The 21,445-nt window shown below is 71.9% G+C and carries 22 protein-coding genes; 10 read left to right on the top strand and 12 right to left on the bottom strand.

The window, feature by feature from the left end; translation table 11 throughout:
• Window positions 1-2: 2 nt before the first annotated feature.
• Genes FGE12_RS16330 through FGE12_RS16350 form a run of 5 tightly spaced genes read left to right on the top strand, consistent with a single transcriptional unit; the run spans window position 3 to window position 5,143 of the window.
• Window positions 3-566: a shikimate kinase gene (locus FGE12_RS16330; RefSeq protein ID WP_370459020.1), complete on the top strand. Its 564-nt coding sequence runs from the start codon at window positions 3-5 to the stop codon at window positions 564-566.
• The gene (locus tag FGE12_RS16335; RefSeq protein WP_194797938.1) at window positions 563-1,798 is read left to right on the top strand and encodes a shikimate dehydrogenase; all 1,236 of its coding nucleotides are present in this window, start codon (window positions 563-565) and stop codon (window positions 1,796-1,798) included. Before FGE12_RS16330 ends, FGE12_RS16335 begins: the two co-directional genes overlap by 4 nt.
• A complete protein-coding gene (gene aroC / locus FGE12_RS16340) occupies window positions 1,795-2,814 on the top strand; it encodes a chorismate synthase (protein WP_153867424.1) in 1,020 nt (339 codons plus the stop codon). Before FGE12_RS16335 ends, aroC begins: the two co-directional genes overlap by 4 nt.
• The gene (locus FGE12_RS16345; protein WP_153867425.1) at window positions 2,811-3,881 is read left to right on the top strand and encodes a 3-dehydroquinate synthase family protein; all 1,071 of its coding nucleotides are present in this window, start codon (window positions 2,811-2,813) and stop codon (window positions 3,879-3,881) included. Before aroC ends, FGE12_RS16345 begins: the two co-directional genes overlap by 4 nt.
• A complete protein-coding gene (locus tag FGE12_RS16350) occupies window positions 3,878-5,143 on the top strand; it encodes a 3-phosphoshikimate 1-carboxyvinyltransferase (protein ID WP_370459021.1) in 1,266 nt (421 codons plus the stop codon). Before FGE12_RS16345 ends, FGE12_RS16350 begins: the two co-directional genes overlap by 4 nt.
• On the opposite strand, the gene FGE12_RS16355 is transcribed toward FGE12_RS16350, so the two are convergent.
• Window positions 5,116-5,313 (bottom strand): hypothetical protein, encoded by a 198-nt coding sequence (locus FGE12_RS16355; protein WP_153867426.1) that lies wholly within the window; start codon window positions 5,311-5,313, stop codon window positions 5,116-5,118. The two genes, FGE12_RS16350 and FGE12_RS16355, sit on opposite strands and share 28 nt — an antisense overlap.
• A 202-nt stretch (window positions 5,314-5,515) precedes the next feature.
• Between FGE12_RS16355 and FGE12_RS16360 the strand changes: the two genes are divergently transcribed.
• The 4 genes from FGE12_RS16360 (at window position 5,516) to pyk (ending at window position 9,726) form a co-directional block, all read left to right on the top strand.
• A complete protein-coding gene (locus FGE12_RS16360) occupies window positions 5,516-6,826 on the top strand; it encodes a citrate synthase (protein WP_153867427.1) in 1,311 nt (436 codons plus the stop codon).
• A 147-nt stretch (window positions 6,827-6,973) separates the two neighbouring features.
• Window positions 6,974-7,351, top strand: a complete 378-nt coding sequence (locus FGE12_RS16365; protein WP_153867428.1) for a hypothetical protein — start codon at window positions 6,974-6,976, stop codon at window positions 7,349-7,351.
• Window positions 7,352-7,454: 103 nt separating this feature from the next.
• Window positions 7,455-8,144 (top strand): bifunctional nuclease family protein, encoded by a 690-nt coding sequence (locus FGE12_RS16370; RefSeq protein ID WP_370459023.1) that lies wholly within the window; start codon window positions 7,455-7,457, stop codon window positions 8,142-8,144.
• A gap of 181 nt (window positions 8,145-8,325) precedes the next feature.
• Complete coding sequence (pyk, locus tag FGE12_RS16375; protein ID WP_153867429.1) at window positions 8,326-9,726, top strand: pyruvate kinase; 1,401 nt, start codon at window positions 8,326-8,328, stop codon at window positions 9,724-9,726.
• Window positions 9,727-9,741: 15 nt separating this feature from the next.
• Here the strand turns inward: pyk and FGE12_RS16380 are convergent, their stop codons facing one another.
• The 10 genes from FGE12_RS16380 to FGE12_RS16425 all read right to left on the bottom strand — a co-directional run bounded on the left by FGE12_RS16380 (window position 9,742) and on the right by FGE12_RS16425 (window position 19,776).
• Window positions 9,742-10,401, bottom strand: a complete 660-nt coding sequence (locus FGE12_RS16380; RefSeq protein ID WP_153867430.1) for a hypothetical protein — start codon at window positions 10,399-10,401, stop codon at window positions 9,742-9,744.
• A 14-nt stretch (window positions 10,402-10,415) separates the two neighbouring features.
• Window positions 10,416-11,531: a glutamine-hydrolyzing carbamoyl-phosphate synthase small subunit gene (carA, locus tag FGE12_RS16385; protein ID WP_194797940.1), complete on the bottom strand. Its 1,116-nt coding sequence runs from the start codon at window positions 11,529-11,531 to the stop codon at window positions 10,416-10,418.
• The gene (locus FGE12_RS16390; protein ID WP_194797941.1) at window positions 11,528-12,829 is read right to left on the bottom strand and encodes a dihydroorotase; all 1,302 of its coding nucleotides are present in this window, start codon (window positions 12,827-12,829) and stop codon (window positions 11,528-11,530) included. Before FGE12_RS16390 ends, carA begins: the two co-directional genes overlap by 4 nt.
• Window positions 12,826-13,713: an aspartate carbamoyltransferase catalytic subunit gene (locus tag FGE12_RS16395; protein WP_153867431.1), complete on the bottom strand. Its 888-nt coding sequence runs from the start codon at window positions 13,711-13,713 to the stop codon at window positions 12,826-12,828. The genes FGE12_RS16390 and FGE12_RS16395 overlap by 4 nt, the downstream gene beginning before the upstream one ends.
• Window positions 13,714-13,734: 21 nt before the next feature.
• Window positions 13,735-14,133: a hypothetical protein gene (locus FGE12_RS16400; protein WP_153867432.1), complete on the bottom strand. Its 399-nt coding sequence runs from the start codon at window positions 14,131-14,133 to the stop codon at window positions 13,735-13,737.
• Between the two features lie 97 nt (window positions 14,134-14,230).
• Window positions 14,231-15,472: a signal peptidase I gene (gene lepB, locus FGE12_RS16405; RefSeq protein ID WP_228530855.1), complete on the bottom strand. Its 1,242-nt coding sequence runs from the start codon at window positions 15,470-15,472 to the stop codon at window positions 14,231-14,233.
• On the bottom strand, window positions 15,472-17,283 hold the full coding sequence (lepA, locus tag FGE12_RS16410; protein ID WP_153867433.1) for a translation elongation factor 4: 1,812 nt from the start codon (window positions 17,281-17,283) through the stop codon (window positions 15,472-15,474). Before lepA ends, lepB begins: the two co-directional genes overlap by 1 nt.
• A gap of 316 nt (window positions 17,284-17,599) precedes the next feature.
• Window positions 17,600-18,544, bottom strand: a complete 945-nt coding sequence (locus FGE12_RS16415) for an NAD-dependent epimerase/dehydratase family protein (protein WP_194797942.1) — start codon at window positions 18,542-18,544, stop codon at window positions 17,600-17,602.
• 57 nt (window positions 18,545-18,601) lie between these two features.
• Window positions 18,602-19,576 carry a UDP-glucuronic acid decarboxylase family protein gene (locus tag FGE12_RS16420; RefSeq protein ID WP_153867435.1) on the bottom strand — a complete coding sequence of 325 codons (975 nt, stop codon included), beginning with the start codon at window positions 19,574-19,576 and terminating at the stop codon, window positions 18,602-18,604.
• Window positions 19,577-19,596: 20 nt separating this feature from the next.
• Complete coding sequence (locus FGE12_RS16425) at window positions 19,597-19,776, bottom strand: ribbon-helix-helix domain-containing protein (protein ID WP_153867436.1); 180 nt, start codon at window positions 19,774-19,776, stop codon at window positions 19,597-19,599.
• Window positions 19,777-19,845: 69 nt separating this feature from the next.
• Between FGE12_RS16425 and FGE12_RS16430 the strand changes: the two genes are divergently transcribed.
• On the top strand, window positions 19,846-20,538 hold the full coding sequence (locus FGE12_RS16430) for a hypothetical protein (protein WP_153867437.1): 693 nt from the start codon (window positions 19,846-19,848) through the stop codon (window positions 20,536-20,538).
• Here FGE12_RS16430 and FGE12_RS16435 read toward each other — a convergent pair.
• The gene (locus FGE12_RS16435; RefSeq protein ID WP_228530856.1) at window positions 20,535-21,380 is read right to left on the bottom strand and encodes an SPOR domain-containing protein; all 846 of its coding nucleotides are present in this window, start codon (window positions 21,378-21,380) and stop codon (window positions 20,535-20,537) included. The two genes, FGE12_RS16430 and FGE12_RS16435, sit on opposite strands and share 4 nt — an antisense overlap.
• Between the last annotated feature and the right edge of the window lie 65 nt (window positions 21,381-21,445).

Consider the following 21,445-nt stretch of genomic DNA (forward strand, 5'->3'; position numbering starts at 1 on the left):
TCGTGAGCGCGGTGCTCGACGCGGTGGACCCGCGGCTCGCGCCCGCGCTGCGCGAGGAGCTCGCCCGGCCAGGCGCCGCGCTCGCGCCCGCCGCCACCCAGACCCTGGCCATCGCCGGCCACCGCGCCGCGGGCAAGACGCGGCTGCTGCCGCTGCTCTCGGCCCTCACCGGGCGCCCGGGCGTGGACCTGGATGCCGAGCTCGCGCGCCAGCACGGCCGCGCGCTGCGCGACTGGGTGCGCGAGGACGTGGCGGGTTTCCGCGCCGCCGAGCGCGCCGCCTTCGCGCAGCTTCCGCCCGGCTCGCTCGTGGCGCTGGGCGGGGGCTTCCTCTCGCACCACCCGGACGCGCTCGCCGGCACCTTCACGGTGCTGGTGCCCCTGAGCGCGGAGACCTACCGCGAGCGCCTCCTGGCGGACCGCGAGCGGCCGCGGCTGCGTCCCGAGCTGAGCCTCGAGGAGGAGATTTCCCGCGTCTGGGCCGAGCGCGAGGCGCTGCACGCGCGCGTGCCCACCGTCCCGCTCGTGCACCTGCTGCGCGCGCTGCTGCCCCCGAGGTCCGCGTGAGCTCCTGCCGCGTCGTCACCCTTCCTCCCTCGGTGCGCGCAGAGGCGGCCCGCCTCTTCGCCGAGGAGGCGCGCCGCCGCGGCGCACAGCTGCTCGAGCTGCGCACGGACCTGCACCACGATGCGGACGTGGACGCGGGCGCCCTCGCCCGCGTGCTGCCCCTGCTCGTGTCCGAGCGCGGCGCGCCCGTGCCACCGCGCTGGCTTCAGGCCGCACGGCTCGTGGACCTCCCGGTGGAGGGGGCGCTGGAGGCAGGCGGGCCGCAGCTGCTCGCCTCGCACCACGCGGAGCGTCCGCTCATGACGGAGGAGGCGCTGCAGCTCTGGGCGCGCCCGCTGCCGCCCGGGGCGCAGGTGAAGCACGTGGAGCCCCTCGGCGCTCCTTCGCGCTTACCCGAGCTGCTCGAGACGCAAGCCCGGCTCGTGGCCCGCTTCGGCGAGGGCCGGGTGACGGTGCTCGCGATGGGGCCGCTCGCCCTGCCGGTGCGCGCGGTGCTCGCGGTGCACAACACGCTCGACTACGTGGCGGCGGGCGGCGCCTGGAGCGCCGCGGTGGGGCAGCGCCTGCTCGAGGACGTGGTGCGCGAGAGCGCGCGCGGCGCCGGTGGCCTTCGCCGCGGCATCCTCGGCACCGGCATCGCGCACTCCCGCTCGCCGCGCATCCACCGCCAGCCCTTCGATCGCATCGACCTTCCGGAGGACGCGGACGTGGAGGCGCTGGTGGACGCGCTGCGGCCCCACTACGCGGGCTTCGCCATCACCAGCCCCTTCAAGAAGCACCTCGCGCGGCACGCGGGCAGCGCGCTCGAGGCGGTGAACACGCTGGTGCGCCGCGGCGAGCGCTGGGAGGCCTTCAACACGGACCACGAGGGCGCCCGCGAGGTGCTGCAGCGGCTGCGCGTCTCCGAGGCCTTCGTGCTCGGAGACGGCGGGGCGAGCGCGGCGCTGCGCGCGGTGGCCCCAGAGGTCGGGACGGCACTGCGGGTGCTGCGGCGCGCGGACGTGGACGCGCCCCTGCGCGGCGCGGGCGTGTGGACCTGGCCCGAGCGCGTGGAGGTTCCCCCGGGCCTGCGCTTCGAGGGAGCGCGCGTGGCGGTGATCGCCTACGGTGCTCCGGGCCGGCGCATCGCCGCGGAGATCCGCCGCCGCGGCGGGGAGCCCGTGCCCCTGGGCGCGGCCTGGTTCGTCGCGCAGGCCCGCCGGCAGCGCAGCCTCTGGGAGACCGCCACATGAACACGCTGGGTACCCTCTTCCGCCTCACCACCTTCGGCGAGAGCCACGGCGTGGCGCTGGGCGCCGTGGTGGACGGCTGCCCCGCCGGAGTGCCGCTCGAGACGGCCGACATCCAGCGCGCGCTCGACCGGCGCCGCCCCGGTCAGTCGGCCCTCACCACGGCGCGCGCCGAGGCGGACCAGGTGGAGATCCTCTCGGGCGTCTTCGAGGGGCGCACCCTGGGCACGCCGCTTGCCGCCATCGTGCGCAACCAGAACCAGCGCTCGCAGGACTACGACGCACTCAAGGCGCAGGATCGGCCGGGCCACGCGGATGCCGTGTGGCGCGAGCGCTTCAAGCACCGCGATCACCGCGGTGGCGGGCGCACCAGCGGCCGGGAGACCCTCTGCCGCGTCATCGGCGGCGCGGTGGCGGAGGCCTACCTCGCGCAGGCGCTGCCCTCCTTGCGCACCGTGGCGTGGGTGAGCCAGGTGGGCCCGCTCGCCGCAGCGCCCCCCTCGGTGGGGCTCACGCGCGCCCAGGTGGATGCGCACGCGACGCGCTGCCCCGACCCGGTGGCCGCCGAGCAGATGGCCGCGCGCATCCTCGCCGCGAAGCAGGCGGGTGACAGCCTCGGCGGCGCCATCGACTTGCGCATCGAGGGGCTGCCCGTGGGGCTCGGCGAGCCCATCTTCAGCAAGCTCAAGAGCCTGCTCGCGCACGCCATGGGCAGCGTGGGCGCGGTGACGGGCGTGCTCTGGGGGCCGCCCGACTTGATGACCCGCCTCGAGCAGCCGGGCACCGTCTTCCACTCCGGGAAGGACACCTACGGCGGCATCCAGGGCGGGCTCGCCAACGGAGAGCCGGTGGAGCTGCGGGTGCTCTTCAAGCCGCCTGCGACGCTGCTGGACCACGCCAAGGCGGGCCGTCACGACCCCTGCATCCTGCCGCGCGCCGTCCCGGTGCTCGAGGCGATGGCCTCCCTCGTGCTCGCGGACCTGCACCTCCACCTCGACGCCCGCCCGCACCACGCATGAGCCCGCTCCCGCCTGGCGCCTACCGCCCCGCCGAGGACCGCTGGGGCCCCTTTCCCCGGCTCGCGCGCGCGCTGCCCGAGGGCAGCCTCGTCGTGGTGGACCGCAAGGTGGCGCGCCTGCATCCCGCGCTCATGACGGCCCTGCGCGCGCGGGAGCCCCGCGCGGTCGTGCCGCTCACCGGCGGCGAGGGCGCGAAGAGCTTCCGTGCGCTGGAGCAGGTGCTCGCCGCGGGCCTCACCCTGCCCCGCTCCGGCACGCTGCTCGCCATCGGCGGCGGCACCGTGGGGGACGTGAGCACGGTCGCCGCGCACCTGCTCAAGCGCGGCGTGCGCCTGGTGCAGGTGCCGAGCACGCTGCTCGCGGCGGTGGACAGCAGCCTCGGTGGCAAGGGCGCGGTGGACCTCACGGTGCGCGGGCGTGTGGTGAAGAACCCCGCGGGCGTCTTCCACTACGCGGACGAGGCCTGGGTGTGCCCGGAGCTGTTCACCACGCTGACGGATGCCCAGCGGCGCGAGGGGGCCATCGAGGCCTGGAAGATGGTGGTCTGCCTCGACGCCGCCCTCTTCGCGCGCTACCTGCGCCGCCCGCCTGCCCTGCCCGCGCTGGTGCGCGACGCGCGCCGGCTCAAGGAGAGCGTCTGCGCGCAGGACCCCTACGAGCAGTCGGGCCTGCGGCGCGTGCTCAACTTCGGCCACTCCTTCGGCCACGTGCTGGAGAGCCTCAGCGCCTTCCGCCTCTCGCACGGAGACGCCGTGGGGCTCGGCATGCTGTGCGCGCTGGACGCGGGCCGCGCGCTCGGGGTGACGCCTCCCGAGGTCGCCACGCAGGTGGAGGAGGCGCTCACGCAGAAGGTGGGCGTGCTGGGCCGCGCGGCGCTCGCGCGCTTCGCCCGCCGGGGCACGCCCGGGGAGGTGCGGGCCCTGCTCGCGGCGGACAAGAAGGCGGGCGCCGCGGGGCAGCTGCGCATGGTGCTGCTCACGGGCGTGGGGAGCACCTGCGTGAGGGACGTGGAAGAGGCCGCCTGGCGCGCGCTGTGGCCCGCGTGGACCCGCGAGGTGCGGCCGTGACCGTCCTGCGGGTGGATCCCTCCGCTCTCCAAGCGGCGCAGCTCACCCCGCCGCTGTCCAAGTCGGACGCGCAGCGCGCGCTGGTGCTCGCCCACCTCTCGGGCGCTCGCACGCTGGAGGGCCTCGAGTCGGAGCCGGTGGAGTCCTTGCCCGCGGACGTGCGCACGCTGCTGCGTGGGCTCGACGCACTGCGCCTGCCGCCCGGCCCCCGGCGCGAGCTGGACTGCGCCGACGGAGGCGCGCCGTTCCGCATCCTCCTCACCCAGGCAGCGACGACGCCGGGCTTTCGCGGCGGCTTCCGCGGCACGCCGCGGCTGGGCGAGCGCCCCCACGCACCACTGCTCGAGGCGCTGCGCGAGGCGCTGGGGCCGGTGGGGCTTCGGCTCGAGGAGGGACGGCCCTGGCCGCTGGAGCTGTGGGCGCCGCAGGACAGCGTGGGTGCCCCTCCCCGCTTCCGCGTGCGTTCGGAGCAGAGCAGCCAGTACGCCTCGAGCCTCCTGCTGGGCGCGGCCGCGCTGTACCTGCGCGAGCGGCGCCCGTGGAGCGTGGAGCTGGAGGGAGGGCTCACCAGCCCGGGCTACCTCGAGCTCACGCTCGCGTGGATGGCGCGCTTCGGCTTCGACGTGCGCCGCGAGCCCGGCCGGCTCACGGTGACGGGACACACGCCGCCCGCGCAGCTGCCCGCGCTGCCCGGCGACTGGTCCTCGCTGGGCTACCTGTTGCTCGTGGCGTGGCGCTCCGGCGGCAGCGTGGAGCGCGTGGACCTGGCGAGCGCGCAGCCGGACCAGGCCCTGCTCGAGATCGTGCGCGAGGCCGGGCTGCGCACGGCCTCGCCGGCCCCGGGCGTGCTGCGGCTGGAGGGTGAGGCCCTGCGCGGCGTGCGCGCCTCGGGCACGCGCTGCCCCGACCTGCTGCCCACGCTGGCCGCGCTCGCGATGGTGCTGCCGGGCCCCTCGGTGCTCTCGGACGTGGGCGTGCTGCGGCTCAAGGAGAGCGATCGCCTCGAGGGCATCCGCGCGCTCGTCTCGGCGTTCGGCGGCAGCAGCGCGCTCGAGGGCGAGGGGCTGACGCTGCAGGCCCCGGCCTCGCGCCCCGCGCACTTCGAGGTGGACAGCCGGGAGGACCACCGCCTCGCGATGTCCGCGGCCACCCTCAGCGTGCTCTCCGGGGTGCCGCTCACGCTGCACGGGCCGGAGTGCGTGGCGAAGAGCTTTCCGGGCTTCTGGACGCAGCTTCAGCGCACCGGCGTGCGCCTCACGTAGCGGCGCCACAGGCGCGGCCCGTAGGTGAGCACGAGCAGCAGCGCGCCGGCGCAGAGCACCTGCACGAGCGCGCGCCGCTCGGCGCCGGCCACGCCCGCGACGAGCAAGAGGGCCCGCCGGCCGCCCCCTCGGCGTTCGCGTTTTTCAACGGTGATCGAAGCGGGGCTCATGGGCCACGCAACCTCGCGGAAAGGGACGGCTTTCCGGAGGCGCTCGCGCCGTCCTGGCAGGCGACCGTGCAGGCGGGGCCCCGCGGGAGGGGCGCAAAGTACCCCGCGGATGTCAGCGCGTGTGCAGCGCGACTGTCGCTCGTTGCCGCAGTGCGCCCTTTTTTAGTTGAAAGCTTTGAGGGCCATGTGAAATCTCCCGCCCATGCCCAAGGACACGCTGACGATCACGGACAATCGGACCGGCAAGACCTATGAGGTCCCGATTGAGGACGGCTGCATCCGCACCAAGGCGCTCAATCAGATCAAGGTGGATGAGAACGACTTCGGGTTGATGGGATACGACCCGGCGTTCCTCAACACGGCGAACTGCAAGAGCGCCATCACGTACATCGATGGTGACAAGGGCATCCTCGAGTACCGGGGCTACCCCATCGAGCAGCTGGCGGAGAAGTCGACCTTCCTCGAGGTCGCCTACCTGCTGCTCAACGGCGAGCTGCCCACGCCCAAGGAGCTCGAGCAGTTCATCCACCTCGTCACGCACCACACGTACGTGCACGAGAACATCAAGACCTTCATGGACGGGTTCCGCTACGACGCGCACCCCATGTCCATCCTCTCGTCCACCGTCGCGGCGCTCTCGGGCTTCTACCCGGACGCGAAGCACACCAAGGACGAGCGCAGCCGCCGCATCCAGATGACCCGGCTCATCGCGAAGATGCCGACCATCGCGGCCTTCAGCTACCGCCACAGCCTCGGTCTGCCGTACGTCTACCCGAACAACGACCTGAGCTACGTCGGCAACTTCCTCGCGATGATCAAGAAGATCGGCACCACCAACTACAAGGTGGACCCGGTCCTCGAGCGCGCGCTGGACGTGCTCTTCATCCTGCACGCGGACCACGAGCAGAACTGCAGCACCACGTCGGTGCGCGTGGTCGGCTCCTCGGAAGTGGACCCCTACTCCGCCTGCGCCGCGGGCATCACCGCGCTCTACGGCCCGCTGCACGGCGGCGCCAACGAGGCCGTGCTGCGCATGCTGCGCGAGATCGGCCACATCTCGAAGGTCCCCGAGTTCATCCGCCAGGTGAAGAGCGGCGAGGCCGGCAGCCGCCTGATGGGCTTCGGCCACCGCGTCTACAAGTCCTACGACCCGCGCGCGAAGGTGATCAAGCGCGTGGCGGACGAGGTCTTCGAGGTGACGGGCAAGAACCCGCTGCTCGAGATCGCCGTCGAGCTCGAGCGCATCGCGCTGCAGGACGAGTACTTCGTGAAGCGCAAGCTGTACCCGAACGTCGACTTCTACTCGGGCCTCATCTACGAGGCGATGGGCTTCCAGGCGGAGATGTTCCCCGTGCTCTTCGCCATCCCGCGCACCGTGGGCTGGGTGAGCCAGTGGGAGGAGATGGTGAAGGATCCCGAGCAGAAGATCGCCCGCCCGCGCCAGGTGTACACGGGCGCGAAGCGCCGCGACTACCTGCCCAACGAGAAGCGCGGCCAGGGCGGCGCCCGCTAGGCGCACGGGAGCCCCCGGGCTCCCTGCCGAGCAGGTCCTGAAGGGGTGGGTGCCCACGGGGCGCTCACCCCTTCGCCTTTGCGGGGGCAAACGCCGCACGGCGGCGTTGACAGCGCGCGGGGTGCTGAGTATCTCGCGCACCGCGCCATGACCATCGACTTCACGTGCCAGAAGTGCGAGGCCAGCTTCGAGCTGGACGCCCAGGACCTCATCGACGGGACCGAGAAGCTGGTGTGCCCGCACTGTGATGCGAAGGCGCCCGCCGCGCTCGCCGCGGACTTCACCGCTGCCCTGGCCGAGATGCGCCTCCAGATCGCCACGCTCGGCAAGAAGGCCTTCTCCGTGAGCCTCGCGCTCGAGACCGAGGACGTGGAGGAGGAGGTCGACGCGGACGACGACGAGGACGAGTCGGACGAGGACGCCGACGCGGACGAGGACCTCGAGTTCGACGAGGACGACGAGGACGAGTCGGACGACGACGACGAGGACGAGGACTATGACGAGGAGGACAGCGAGGAGCCCTGAGCTCCCTCCGCCTGCCCCCTCACCGGCCTGGCTCCCGGCCCCGCGCGGGCCTCCACCCTCGTCCCGGCCTCCAGGAACAGTGCCAGGTGTCTAGCTTTGGAGGGTGAAAGCGCCCCCTCCCGCTGGCCTCGTCCTCGCTCCGTTCACCGCGGTGGTTGCGGCGCTGGGCGCCCTGTTCCTCCTGCCTGCGCTGAGCAGCTCGCACGCCGCCGAGCCCGAGCCGCTCGCGCGCCCGAGCTGCGTGCCCAAGAAGGGCAGCGACCCCCGGGTTTGTACCGAGCTCATCGAGCTCACCGTGCGCGACGTGGTCCCGCTGCGCGAGGCGCACACGCACGCGGTGGTGCTCGCCACGCGCGACGGCGCCACGGTGCTGCCCATCTTCGTGGACGAGGGCGCGGCCGTCGCGATCGCGTTCCGGCTCGCGCACCGCGACCCGCCCCACCCGCTCTCGCAGGACCTGCTCGCCTCCGTGGTGCAGCAGATGGGAGGCCGGGTGACGGAGGTGCGCATCGACGATCTGCACGACGACATCTACACGGGCCGCCTCTTCATCCAGCAGGGTGAGCGGCGCCTCACCATCGATGCGCGTCCCTCGGACTCCATCGCGCTCGCGCTGCGCGGCGAGGCGCGCATCCTGGTCACCCGCAAGGTGCTGAGCGAGGCGGGCATCGCGCGCGAGGAGATCGACTCGCTGCGCGGCGGCGGCGGCCCCGGCGTGGGCGGCAGCGGCCCCGCGCCCCTGCCCGAGGGCTCGCGAGATCCCAAGGGCAAGGACACGACGATCGATCTCTAGAAAAGCGAAAGCCCGGCCCCCCCTCCCGGAGTGCCAGGCTTTCGCCACATCCAATAGCAGCTGCAGGTTGCGTGGATCCCGGCAGCGCGCGCGCCTGCGCGCGTTGTCGGGAAGACGGGCCGAAGTATTGCGGACCTCGCGCAGGAGTCAAGGCACCCCCCAGCGCGTAGAGTGCCCGCACATGCGCAAGGCGAAGATGATCTGTACCCTCGGTCCTTCCTCCGACTCGCTCGAGGTGATCGAGGGCCTGATGCGGGCGGGCATGGACGTGGCCCGCCTCAACTTCTCGCACGGCACGCACGACGAGCACCGACGGCGAGTGGAGTTGCTGCGCAAGGCATCGCGGCGCCTGCGCCTCCCGGTGGCCGTGCTCCAGGACGTGCAGGGGCCGAAAATCCGGCTCGGGAGCTTCGTGGGCGGCAGCCTCACGGTGCGCACGGGCCAGCGGGTGACGGTGACCACGCGCAGCGTGCTTGGCGAGGGCAGCGTCATCCCCACCCCGGTGCAGAGTCTGCCGCGCGACGTGGCGAAGGGAGACCTCATCCTCCTGGACGATGGGCGCGTGCGACTTCGCGTGCAGTCCGTGACGCGCCGGGACGTGACATGCCGGGTGGAAGTGGGCGGGGTGCTCAAGGATCACAAGGGCCTGAACCTCCCGGGCGCGGAGGTCAGCGTCCCCTGCCTCACCCCCAAGGACATCGAGGACCTGGCGCTCGGGCAGGAGCTGGGCGTGGACTACGTGGCGCTCTCCTTCGTGCGCTCCGCCGAGGACGTGCGCGCGGCGCGCCCCCACGTGGCCCGGCTCGCCACGCCCCTCATCGCGAAGATCGAGAAGCCCCAGGCGGTGGAGCGCCTGGAGTCCATCGCGGCCGAGGCGGACGGGGTGATGATCGCCCGCGGCGACCTCGGGGTGGAGATGCCCCTGGAGCAGCTGCCCTCCATCCAGAAGCGCGCGGTGCGCGCGGTCAACCGCATGGGCGGCATCGTGATCGTGGCCACCGAGATGCTCGAGAGCATGGTGAACAGCCAGCGCCCCACCCGCGCCGAGGTCAGCGACGTGGCCAACGCCATCCTGGACGGCGCGGACGCGGTGATGCTCTCGGGCGAGACGGCCGCGGGGAAGTACCCCATCGAGGCGGCCTCCACCATGGCGCGCATCGTGGAGGAGACCGAGAAGGGCTCGCCGCGCGAGATGTTCATCCCGGACTTCCGCCGCCCGGACGACGTGTCCACGGGCGTCGCGGCGGCGGCCGTGGCGGCTGCGCGCCAGCTGGGCATCGACACCATCATCACCTACACCGAGAGCGGCCACACGGCGCGGCTCATCTCCGAGTTCCGCCCGCACGCGCGCATCGTGGCGCTCACGCCCAACGAGCGCACGGTGGACCGCGTGAACATGTACTGGGGCGTGCGGGGCCTGCGCGTGGGGCGCCTGCAGTCCACGGACGCGATGATCCGCCAGGTGCGCCGGCTGTGCGCGACCCAGGGGCTGTGCGCCCCCGGCGCGGCCGTGATCGTGGTGGCCGGCGTGCCGCTCAACCAGCCCGGCCGCACGAACATGCTGTCCGTGCACCGGCTCTAGATCCGCGGCGCGCGCCTAGAGGGTCTTCTGCTCGAAGTCGTAGATCTTCTCGACGGAGATCTGCTTGTAGCGCTCGAGGTTGAGCGCGCGCCGGGCGCACTCCCACGCGAACTCGCGCGCGCTGCGCTCCGGCTCCTTCTTCTTGCGCCGCTTGATCTCGCTCTTGATGGCCTTGGCCACCACGCGCGGGTGGAAGCAGAAGGCCGCCGAGAAGAGCAGGTGCCCGCCGAAGGGGATGAGGCGCGCCTCGAGGATGTCGCCCGCCTCGAGCCCCGCCGTGGTGCGGCGCTCGGTGACGTCGAAGTCCTTGCCGCTGAAGAGCTCGCGCAGGCGCACCATGCCCTTCGCGATCTTGCGCACCTCGAAGAGGCCGTGGACCGTCTCCGTGAAGGAGCGGAAGGCGTTGACCTCCTCGGGCGCGGCCACGCCCTGGCGCTGGCGGTACAGCTCCTGCGCGGGCGTCACCCCGGCGAGGGGCGAGGGCCGGTCGAAGAGGTAGTAGTCGAGGAAGGACGCCATCCTCGGCTCGAACATCTTGTCGTCCTCGAACACCTCGCCGGTGGCGCGGAAGTACTCCGCCTTGGCCGAGATGAGGTCCGCCTTGCGCGGCTCCTCACTCGCGAAGGCGATGAGCTGATCGAGGTAGGGCTGATAGGAGAGCGACTGCGCGTCCATGGGTGCGGAGGATCCTACCCTGCCATCAGCTTCGCGAAGCGGCCGAAGAGATAGCGCGCGTCGTGAGGGCCGGGCGAGGACTCGGGGTGGTACTGCACGCTGAAGGCGCGGGCGTCCGGGAGGCTGAGACCCTCCACCGTGCCGTCGTTGAGGTTGAGGTGGCTCACCAGTGCCTTGCCCTTCACGCTCGCATCATCCACCGCGAAGCCGTGGTTCTGCGCCGTAATCTCGACCCGGCCGGTAGCCAGGTCCTTGACCGGCTGGTTGGCGCCCCGGTGACCGAACTTCATCTTGTAGGTGCGGCCCCCCAGCGCGAGCGCCAGGATCTGGTGGCCGAGGCAGATGCCGAAGATGGGCACCTTGCCCAGCAGCGCCGCCACCGTCTTGTCCGCACCCACCACGGCGGCCGGGTCTCCGGGGCCGTTGGCGAGGAACACGCCGTGCGGCTTCTTCGCGAGCACCTCCTGCGCCGTGGTCCCCGCCGGCACCACCGTCACCCGGCAGCCCACGTCCACGAGGAAGTGCAGCATCGAGCGCTTGAGGCCGTAGTCGTAGGCCACCACGTCGTACTTCAGCTCGGGCGCCTTCGCGGGCGCCCCCCACACGTCCTGCGAGGGCGTGGTGAAGGTGTAGGCCTGCTTCGTGGAGACGCCGGTCGCGAGGTCCAGCCCCTCCATGCCGTGGGCCGCCCGGGCGCGCTCCACCAGCGCCTGGGGCGAGTGGCCCTCGCTGGAGATGACGCCCATCTGGGCGCCGTGCGTGCGCAGGTGGCGCACGAGGCGGCGGGTGTCCAGCCCCTCGATGCCCGCGATGCCATGGCGCTTGAGGTAGGCGTCCAGCGACTCCTTCGAGCGCCAGTTGGAGGGGGTGCCGCTGAAGGCGCGCACCACCATGCCCACCGCGTGCGGCTGCGGCGCCTCCTCGTCCTCGGGCGTGGTGCCCACGTTGCCCATCTCCGGATAGGCCATGGTCACGATCTGCCCGACGTACGAGGGGTCCGTGAGGATCTCCTGGTAGCCGTACATGGACGTGTTGAAGACCACCTCGCCCACCCGCTCTCCGGTGGCGCCGAAGGCCTGACCCTCGAACACGGTCCCGTCTGCCAGCGCGAGCCTTGCCTGCTTCGTCACGTCGACTCCTTGGGCTCCCGCCCTTCAAAGACACAGCGACCGCCCACCCAGACCTGGACGGCGCGGCCCTTCAGCTTGCGCCCGTGGAAGGGCGTATTCCGGCTCTTGGAGAAGAACTGGTCCGCATCCACGGTCCACTCCTCCTCCGGGTCCACCAGCGCGATGTCCGCCGGCGCGCCGACGGCCAGGTGACCGCCCGGCAGCCCGAACGCCCGCGCCGGCCCCTCGCTCAGGAGCGTGATGGCGCGCGTGGGACTGAGCGTCCCGTCGCGCACCAGCGCGAGCGTGAGCGCGAGCGCGGTCTCCAGGCCCACCACCCCGTTGATCGCCTTCTCGTACTCCAGCTGCTTGTCCAGCACGCCGTGGGGCGCGTGGTCCGTGGCGATGGCATCCAGGGTGCCGTCCGCGAGCCCCTCGCGCAGCGCCTGCACGTCCCGGTCGAGCCGCAGCGGGGGGTTCATCTTGGCGTGGGTGTCGTAGCCGCTCACCGCGTCGTCGCGCAGGGTGAAGTGGTGCGGGGCGACCTCCGCCGTCACCTTGAGGCCGCGCCGCTTGGCCTCGCGGATGAGCCGCACGCTGCCCTCGCAGGACACGTGGGCGATGTGCAGCCGGCCGCCGGTCTCCTCCAGGAGCACCAGGTCGCGCGCCACCATCGCCACCTCGGCCGAGGCGGGGATGGGCAGGAGGCCCAGGCGCGTGGCGGTGGGGCTCTCGGTGAGGACGCCGCGCGCGGAGAGCGTGAGGTCCTCCTCGTGCACCATCACCGGCAGGTCGAACATGGTCGCGTACTGCAGGGTGCGGCGCATGATCGCAGCGCTCATCACCGGGCGCCCGTCGTCCGTGATGCAGACGCAGCCCGCGGCGACCAGCTCGCCCATCTCCGCCATCTCCTCGCCCTTGAGACCCTTGGTGATGGCGCCCGCGGGGTAGACGCGGCACAGGTTCGCGGCGCGCGCGCGCTGCAGCACGAGCTCGGTCACCAGCGCGCTGTCGTTCACCGGCTTGGTGTTGGGCATGGCCACCACCGCCGTGAAGCCGCCGGCCACCGCCGAGCGCGCCCCGGTGAGGATGGTCTCCTTGCCCTCCTCGCCCGGCTCGCGCAGGTGCACGTGCAGGTCGATGAGGCCGGGCACCACCCACTTGCCCGCGGCGTCCACCACCTGGGCGCCCGGAACCTGAAGGGGCGCCTCGCTCACCTCGGCTACCTTGCCGCCCTGCACCAGCACGTCGCGCACGGCGTCCAGGCCGCTGCGGGGATCGATCACGCGCCCGCGGCGCAAGAGGAGCGGAGCCGTCACGTGCACACCTCCAGGAGCGCCCGGCGCACCGCCACCCCGTACCGCACCTGCTCGAGGATGACGCTGCGCGGGCCGTCCGCCACCGCCGGCGAGATCTCCACGCCGCGGTTCATGGGGCCCGGGTGCAGCACCAGCGCGTGCGCGGGGAGCTTCTGCGCGCGGGCCGGCGTCAGGCCGAAGAGGCGCGAGTAGTCGCGCGCCGAGGGGAACAGCGACTCGCCCTGCCGCTCCAGCTGCAGGCGCAGGCACATCACCGCGTCCGCACGCGGCAGCTCCGCGTCCAGCCGGAAGCTCGTGCGCGCCCCCAGCACCTCGGGGAAGGCGGGCAGCAGCGTGGGCGGGCCGCAGAGCACCACCTCCGCGCCGAGCTGCGTGAGGCACAGCGCGTTGGAGCGCGCGACGCGGCTGTGCAGGATGTCGCCCACGATGAGCACGCGGCGCCCCTCGAGGCTGCCCCAGTGCTTGCGCAGCGTGAAGGCGTCCAGCAGCGCCTGCGAGGGGTGCTCGTGGGTGCCGTCACCCGCGTTGATGACCGCGCACTTCACGTGCTTGGCCACCAGGTGCGGCGCGCCCGAGGAGGCGTGGCGCATCACGATGGCCACCGGGCCCATCGCCTCGATGTTGCGCACGGTGTCCAGCAGGGTCTCGCCCTTGGACACCGAGGAGCCCTTGGCAGTCCAGTTGAGCACCTCGCCGCCCAGCGACTTGGCCGCCGCCTCGAAGGAGGAGCGCGTGCGGGTGGAGTCCTCGAAGAACATGTTCGCCACCAGCTTGCCCGCGAGCGCGGCGCTCGCCGGGCCGCCCGGCAGGTGGCGCTCGGCGCGATCGAGGATGGCCTCGATGTCCGTGCGGGAGAGGCCTTCGATGCCGAGCAGGTGTCTCATGGCGGGAGTCCCGGGGGCTGGCTAGCGCGGGGGGAGGCCTTCCTTGACGACGCGGAAGTGGAAGAGGTGCACCCGGGCGGTGGGCTTGAGGGTGACGGGCCGGTCCCAGCTCACCTCGATGCGCACCGAGCCGGTCACCGGGTCGCGATCGATGAGGATCTGGTCGTCCGTGAGCCCCAGCCCCGGCGCCGTGCGCGTGCCGCCCCACCCGTCCGACTCCACGTGGGTGCCCATGTGCGTGGTGCGGTTGCGGATCTCGTTGCGCAGCAGAGCGTCGTTGGTGTTCTGCCCGGAGAGGGCGTGCGCTGCGGCGACCGCCTCCTTCACGTCCAGGCTGTCCACCCAGAGCGGGACGTAGAGCGACGCCGCGTACACGGCGCCGCCCAGCAGCAGCAGCAGCACCAGAGTCCCGAGGCTCACCTTCCCGGATTCGCGCACGGCGCGCACGCGTACCAGCGCGCCCCCGGGGGGTCAAGCGTGCTCGCGGGGGGGCCGTACCGGGAGCGGCGGAGCCCCGCTAGCGCACCGGCAGGAAGAGCCGGTCGGTGCGCAGGCCCGAGCCCCCGAAGAGGCTGCTGCCCACCCCGCCGTGGCCCCAGGCGAACCAGATGACCATTGCCTTGCCCTTGATGTGGCCGAAGGGCACGTAGGCGGCGACGCCCCTGCGCCCGCCCAGCTCGTGGCGGCTGTCCGCGCTGTTGTCGCGGTTGTCACCCATCACGAAGACGTGCCCGGGCGGCACCACGTAGGGCCCCTCGGTGACGTGGCCCTCCGGGTGCCCGGCGTTCTGCAGCACCGCGTGCGCGTGGCCGCTGAGGTTCTCCTCGTAGAGCACCTGCTCGTCCGAGACCCAGTCGGTGTCGCTCAGGCTCCAGGTGACGAAGTCCTCGGCGCGCAGGGTGCGCGGTTGCGGCTGGCCGTTGACGTGCACCACCTCGTCCACGACCTCCACCGTGTCCCCGGGAACGCCCACCACCCGCTTGATGAAGTCCTTGGACTCGTCCATCGGGTTGTTGAAGACGATCACATCCCCGCGCTGGGGCGGGCGCACCGCCACGAAGGGCACGTAGTTCGTGAACGGGATGCGCACCCCGTAGAGGAACTTGTTCACGAACACCTGGTCGCCGATCTCCAGGGTCGGGAGCATGGAGCCGGAGGGGATCTTGAACGGCTCCACCACCACGGTGCGGATGAGCAGCGCGATGGCGAGCGCCTTGAGGAAGCCCGAGGCGAAGTCCATGGCGGACTGGCGGCGGTAGGCCCCCAGGTGCTCGCTGGTCAGCGTGCCCAGCACCTCCAGCTCGCGCTTGAGCGCGGACGCATCCGACTCGAGCGAGGCGCTCTCCACGCGCAGCGCCTGCTCGCCCAGCTGCGCCGCCGCCGCCTCGCCCACCTTGCCGCGGGCGCGCGCGAGCAGCACGTCGATCTCCTGCATCAGCTCGCGTGCGTCACGCCGCAGCGCGCGCAGCTGGCGCTCGCGTGAGGAGGCGAGCCGCCAGAGCAGCAGCCCCACGAACGCGATGAGCAGCAGCAGGGCGAGGTACTGCATCAGGGGCTGCGCCCAGCGCCCCGAGCCCGGCACCAGCTCGATGAGCAGCACGTAGGGCACGAAGGCGAGGCCCAGCAGCGTGAGCGGCGCCCAGAGGCTGGTGAGCCGCTCGCGCCAGCGAAGCTGCCGGGTGGCGCGGGCCTGGGCCTCGGGACGGCGCGCGTTCATCGCCTCGTCGAGCGAGAGCGGCGTGGAAGCGGCGGCGGGCATCACTCCTCCGTCTTGAGCACGGCGAGGAAGGCCTCCTGCGGGATCTCCACGGAGCCGACCTGCTTCATCCGCTTCTTGCCCTCCTTCTGCTTCTCCAGGAGCTTGCGCTTGCGGCTGATGTCACCGCCGTAGCACTTGGCGAGCACGTTCTTGCGGATGGCGGAGATGGTCTCGCGGCTGATGACCTTCGCGCCGATCGCCGCCTGGATGGCCACCTCGTACATCTGCCGCGGGATGACCTCCTTGAGCTTCGTGCACACCTCGCGGCCGCGCTGGTAGGCGCGCTCCTTGTGCACGATGACGCTCAGGGCATCCACGGGGTCGCCGTTGATGAGGATGTCCAGCTTCACCAGGTCGCTCTCCTGGTAGCCGCCCAGCTCGTAGTCGAGGCTCGCGTAGCCACGGGTCACACTCTTGAGCTTGTCGAAGAAGTCGAACACCACCTCGGCGAGCGGCATCTCGTACGTCACCTGCACGCGCTGGCCGCTGGTGCCCAGGTACTTCATGTCCTTCTGCACGCCGCGCCGGTCCTGGCACAGCTTGAGCACCGCGCCCAGGTACTCGTTGGGCACGTGGATGTGGCTGATGAGCAGCGGCTCCTCCATGTGCTCGATGTGCTGCACGGCCGGCAGCTTCGCCGGGTTGTCGATGAGCAGCTCCTCACCCTTGTTGGTGAAGACCTTGTAGACCACCGAGGGCGCGGTGGTGATGAGCGAGAGGTTGTACTCGCGCTCGAGCCGCTCCTGGACGATCTCCATGTGCAGCAGGCCGAGGTAGCCGCAGCGGAAGCCGAAGCCCAGCGCGGTGGAGACCTCGGGCTCGTAGGTGAAGGCGGCGTCGTTGAGCGTGAGCTTGGCGAGCGCGTCGCGCAGGTTCTCGTAGTCCGCGGCGTCCACCGGGAAGATGCCCGAGAACACCATCGGCTTCACTTCCTTGAAGCCCGGGAAGGGCGCGTCCGTGGGGCGCAGCTCCTCGGTGACGGTGTCGCCCACCTTCGCGTCCTGCAGCTCCTTCACGTTGGCGACGAGCACGCCCACCTCGCCCGCCATCAGCTGCTGCACGGGGCGCGAGAAGGGGCTGAACACGCCCAGCTCCTGGACCTCGAACTTCTTCTTGTTCGTCCAGAGCATGATCTTCTGCTTGAGCGACAGCGTGCCCTCGAGCACGCGCACCAGCACCACCACGCCGCGGTAGTTGTCGTACCAGCTGTCGAAGATGAGCGCCTTGAGGGGCGCGGCGGGGTCGCCTGCGGGGGGCGGCACGACCTTCACCACCGCCTCGAGGATGTCCTCGATGCCGATGCCCTCCTTGGCGGAGGCCGGCACCGCGACGGACGCGTCGATGCCGATCACGTCCTCGATCTCGGCGCGGGTGCGGTCCACGTCCGCGCTGGGCAGGTCGATCTTGTTGATGACCGGGATGATGGCGAGGTCGTGGTCCAGCGCCATGTACACGTTGGCGAGCGTCTGCGCCTCGACGCCCTGGGTGGCGTCCACCACCAGCAGCGCGCCCTCGCACGCGGCGAGCGAGCGGCTCACCTCGTACGCGAAGTCCACGTGTCCCGGCGTGTCGATGAGGTTCAGCACGTACTTCTGGCCGTCGCGCGCGGTGTAGTTCATGCGCACGGACTGGGCCTTGATGGTGATGCCGCGCTCCCGCTCGATGTCCATGTTGTCGAGGAACTGGGCCTGCGCCTCGCGCTTGGACAGGGTGCCGGTCTTGTCCAGGAGGCGGTCGGCCAGCGTCGACTTTCCGTGGTCGATGTGGGCGATGATGCTGAAGTTGCGGATGTGAGCGTTCTCGGACGGCATTGTTCTCTGGGCTCTTGTGAGGCTCGGGGCGAGACGCGAGGCGAAGGCGCGAGGCGGAAGCCGAAGCGGGGCTGCGTAACACCGAACCCGGCTGAAATCTACGCGGGCGTGCCCTCTGGCGGAGCACCCGCCCGGGGTGTGCGTCCCGCGCTCCGGGAAGCATAGCGCCTGTGCGGCCCTGCCCGGGCCCCGCCTCCCCGGCCCGCGAGCCCGCGCTCCCCTGCCCGCCTGCCCACCCCGGGAAGCAGAAGCGCCGCGCCCCCTCCCGGTGTGGACCGGGTGGAGCGCGGCGCGTGAGCGGGCCCGCCCGCGGCCTCTAGCCGTGGCCTCGCGCGGGCGCGCTGGCGCGCTCGCGGAAGAAGGCGACGGTCTCCTTCAGGCCCTGCTCGAGCCCCACCGTGGGCTCCCAGCCGAGCACCTTCTTCGCGAGCGAGTTGTCGATGCACGAGCGCATCTGCTCGCCCGGCTTGCCGGGGGCGTGGTTCGCCGGGGTCTTGGAGCCCGCGGCGGCGGCCATCAGCTCGTAGAGGCGGTTGATGTCCGTCTCGATGCCGGTGCCGATGTTCACCGCGCCGACGAAGTCCTTCTCGAAGGCGAGGTAGTTGGCGCGCGCCACGTCCTTGCCGAAGACGAAGTCGCGCGTCTGCTTGCCCTCGCCGTTGATGGTGCAGCCCTGCCCGGACACCAGGCGCTGGCTGAAGATGGCGACCACGCCCGCCTCGCCGTGCGGGTTCTGGCGCGGCCCGTACACGTTCGCGTAGCGCAGGGCCACGCTCTGCAGCCCGTACTGGGCGCGGTAGTAGCCGAGGTAGAGCTCGCCGGCGGCCTTGGAGACGCCGTAGGGGCTCACCGGCCGGGTGGCGTGGCTCTCGGGGGCGGGGAACACGTCCTGCTCGCCGTAGATGGCGCCGCCCGTGGAGCTGAAGATGACCTTCTTCACGCCCGACTGACGGCTGGCCTCGAGCAGGTTGAGCATGCCGAGGATGTTGGCCTCGGCGTCGAAGCGCGGGTCCTCCACGCTGCGGCGCACGTCCATCTGCGCGGCGAGGTGACAGAGCACCTGCGGGCGCTCGGAGCGGATGAAGTCCGCGGCCTCGGGGCTGCGGATGTCCAGCACGGCGAGGCGCACGCGCCGGTCCAGGTTCTCCCGCTTGCCGCTGGAGAGGTTGTCCAGGGCGATGACCTCGTGGCCCCCGCGGACGAACTCGTCACACACGTGCGAGCCGATGAAGCCCGCGCCTCCCGTCACCAGTACTTTCACGCTCGCACTCCCCGGCCGCGCACCCGCGGCGCTCAAGCATCCCGAATGGCGGGCAAGTTAGGGGCGGCTGCCCGCTCCGGCAACCGTCCGGAACCAGTGCAGTGTCTGCTGCAGGCCCTGCTCCAGCGCCACGCGCGGCTCCCAGCCCAGCAGCTGCCGCGCCCGGGTGATGTCCGGCTTGCGCTGCTTGGGATCGTCCTTCGGTAGCGGTTGGAATTGGAGCTTCCCTCCCCCTCCGTTCGCCTGGCGCACGGCCTCGGCGAACTCGCGGATGGTCATCTCGCGCGGGTTGCCCACGTTCACCGGGCCCTCCACGTCCGAGAGCATCAGCCGGTACATGCCGTCCACGAGGTCCGACACGTAACAGAAGCTGCGCGTCTGGCTGCCGTCGCCGAAGAGGCTGAAGTCCTCGCCCCGCAGCGCCTGGCCCACGAAGGCGGGCACCACGCGCCCGTCGTTGAGGCGCATGCGCGGCCCGTAGGTGTTGAAGATGCGGATGATGCGCACCGGCACCTGGTGCACCTTCGCGTACGCCATGCACAGCGCCTCGGCGTAGCGCTTGGACTCGTCGTAGCAGCTGCGCGGGCCCACCGGGTTCACGTTGCCCCAGTAGTCCTCGGTCTGGGGATGCACGAGCGGATCGCCGTACACCTCGGAGGTGGAGGCCTGCAGGAAGCGGGCGCCCTTGGCGCGCGCGAGCTCGAGGCCGTTCTCCGTGCCGATGCTGCCCACCCGCAGCGTCTCGATGGGCAGCTGCGCGTAGTCGATGGGGCTCGCCGGGGAGGCGAGGTTGAAGACGAAGTCCACCGGCCCCTCGACGCGCAGCGGGCCCTGGGTGATGTCCTGGCGCAGGTCCTCGAAGCCCGGGCGCTCGCGCAGGTGGCGCACGTTGCGCTCGGCGCCCGTGATGAGGTTGTCCACCGACACCACCGCGGCCCCCTCGTCCAGGAGCCGCTCGCACAGGTGCGAGCCCACGAATCCCGCCCCGCCCAGCACCACCGCCCGCTTCCCACGCACCGTCGCCGTCGCCATCTTTTCTCCTCTGGATCCCGTCACAGTTCGTCGAACGTCGCCTGACCCGGCAGCTGGGCCTTGTACTTCTCCAGCACCAGATCGATGCCCTGGCGGATGTACTCCGCCACCGGCACCTTCGTCTTCTGGTTCAGGGCCTTGAGGCGTTCGTTCTGTTCCGGCGTGATGTAGATGGTGGTGCTGATTTTCTTTCGGGCCATGGCGATATGTGAGGGTATGTCGAACTACGTCGCCGGCAAAGGCATTGATTTTACAAGGGGAGGGACCCGATGAGACCCGGACGGTGGCTGGGCGCGCTGGTGGCCGTGGCAGGGCTCGCCGGGTGCTCCTCGCAGGGGCCGGCGCAGAAGCCCTCGGGTGAGGCCCCGGGCGCCCAGGCGCCGGGCGCCGCGGACGGGGGGCTCTCGGCGGCGCCGGGGCAGGGCCTCGCCCCCGGCGAGAGCGAGCACACCGAGGACACCAACGGCGACGGCCGCCCGGACGTGCGCATCATCACGCGCAAGGTGAAGGGGCCGGACGGCGCCGACGTGGAGCGCGTGGTGCGCCGCGAGCTGGACATCAACTACGACGGCACCTTCGACGTGACGAAGGAGTACGACGTGAGCCACCCCGCCGAGGAGGGCGAGGTGCTCGTGCGCGAGCAGGTGGACTCGGACCTGAACGGGCGTCCGGACACCGTCACCGTCTACGAGAAGGGCCTCGTGGTGCGCCAGGAGCGCGACCTGGACGGCGACGGGCGCCCCGACGTGTGGGTGCACTACGTGGGCGGCCGCCAGACGCTCACCGAGCGCGACACCAACGGCGACGGGCGCGCGGACTCCTGGGAGTACTGGAAGGACGGCCGCGTGGAGCGCATCGCCGAGGACAAGGACGGCGACGGCAAGCCCGACGAGACCACGCTCAACCCCAACGTGCCCCACCCTCCCCCGGCCAAGGGAGGGGGCGCGGACGGGGGGACCTAGCGCGGGGTGACGAAGGCCGGCAGCTGAGTCTCGCGCTTGAAGTCCGCGAGGTAGCGCGCCGCGGCCTCCTTCGTGGCGAAGCTGCCCATGCGCACGCGGTGCCAGGTGCCCTTGCCGGGGACCTGCGCCGCCACGATGTACGGCGCGTAGCCGCGGTCGCGCAGGCGCGCGGCGAAGCGGTCCGCCTCCGCGCGGGCCTGGTACGCCGAGAGCTGCAGCGTGAAGGCGCCCCCGGTCGTGGCCTCCGCGGGATGGCGCGGAGCCTGCTGCTGCTGGGCGCGCGCGATGGCGCTCTTGAGCCCACCGTCCGGCGAGGCCGTGCGCGCCGTGACCGGCGCCTCCGCCACCTTGCCGCGCGGTGCCTCGGCCGGCTTCGTCGCGGCGGGCTTCTCGATCTCGGCCTGCGCGGCCTTGGCTTCGACCTTGGCCTCGACCTTGGCCTCAGTGCTGGGCTCGGCCTTGGGCTCGATGGAGGGCGCCGCCGCCTCGGCGAGCTTCTCCGGGGCCTTGTCGGCCGGAGCCTTCTCGGCCACGGCCTTCTCGGGCGCGGGCTTCGCCGCGGGCTTGGGCGCCTGCGCCGGGAGCGCGGGCTCGCTGGGGCTGCGGCGCGTGAGCTCGTCGGGGAAGGTGAGCGCGGGCTCCTGCTGCACCTTGTCGAGCGCCTCGGCCTTGGCATCCAGCGCGGAGAGCAGGTCCTGGGCGGCGGCGGTCTGCTTGTTGTCCGCGAGCTTCTTGCCCACCACGACGCCGAGCACGAAGACCGCGCCCATCACCACGATGCCCGCGATGAGCAGGCTCACGATCTGGCGGTTGTCGAGCGAAAGGTCGAACTTTTCCTTCATCCGATGGGCGTCCCGCATGGTCTGGCTTTCTCTCGGGCTCGACGGGCCACGGCGCGTGTTGCGGC

This window comes from Aggregicoccus sp. 17bor-14 (assembly GCF_009659535.1).
Lineage (GTDB): Bacteria > Myxococcota > Myxococcia > Myxococcales > Myxococcaceae > Aggregicoccus.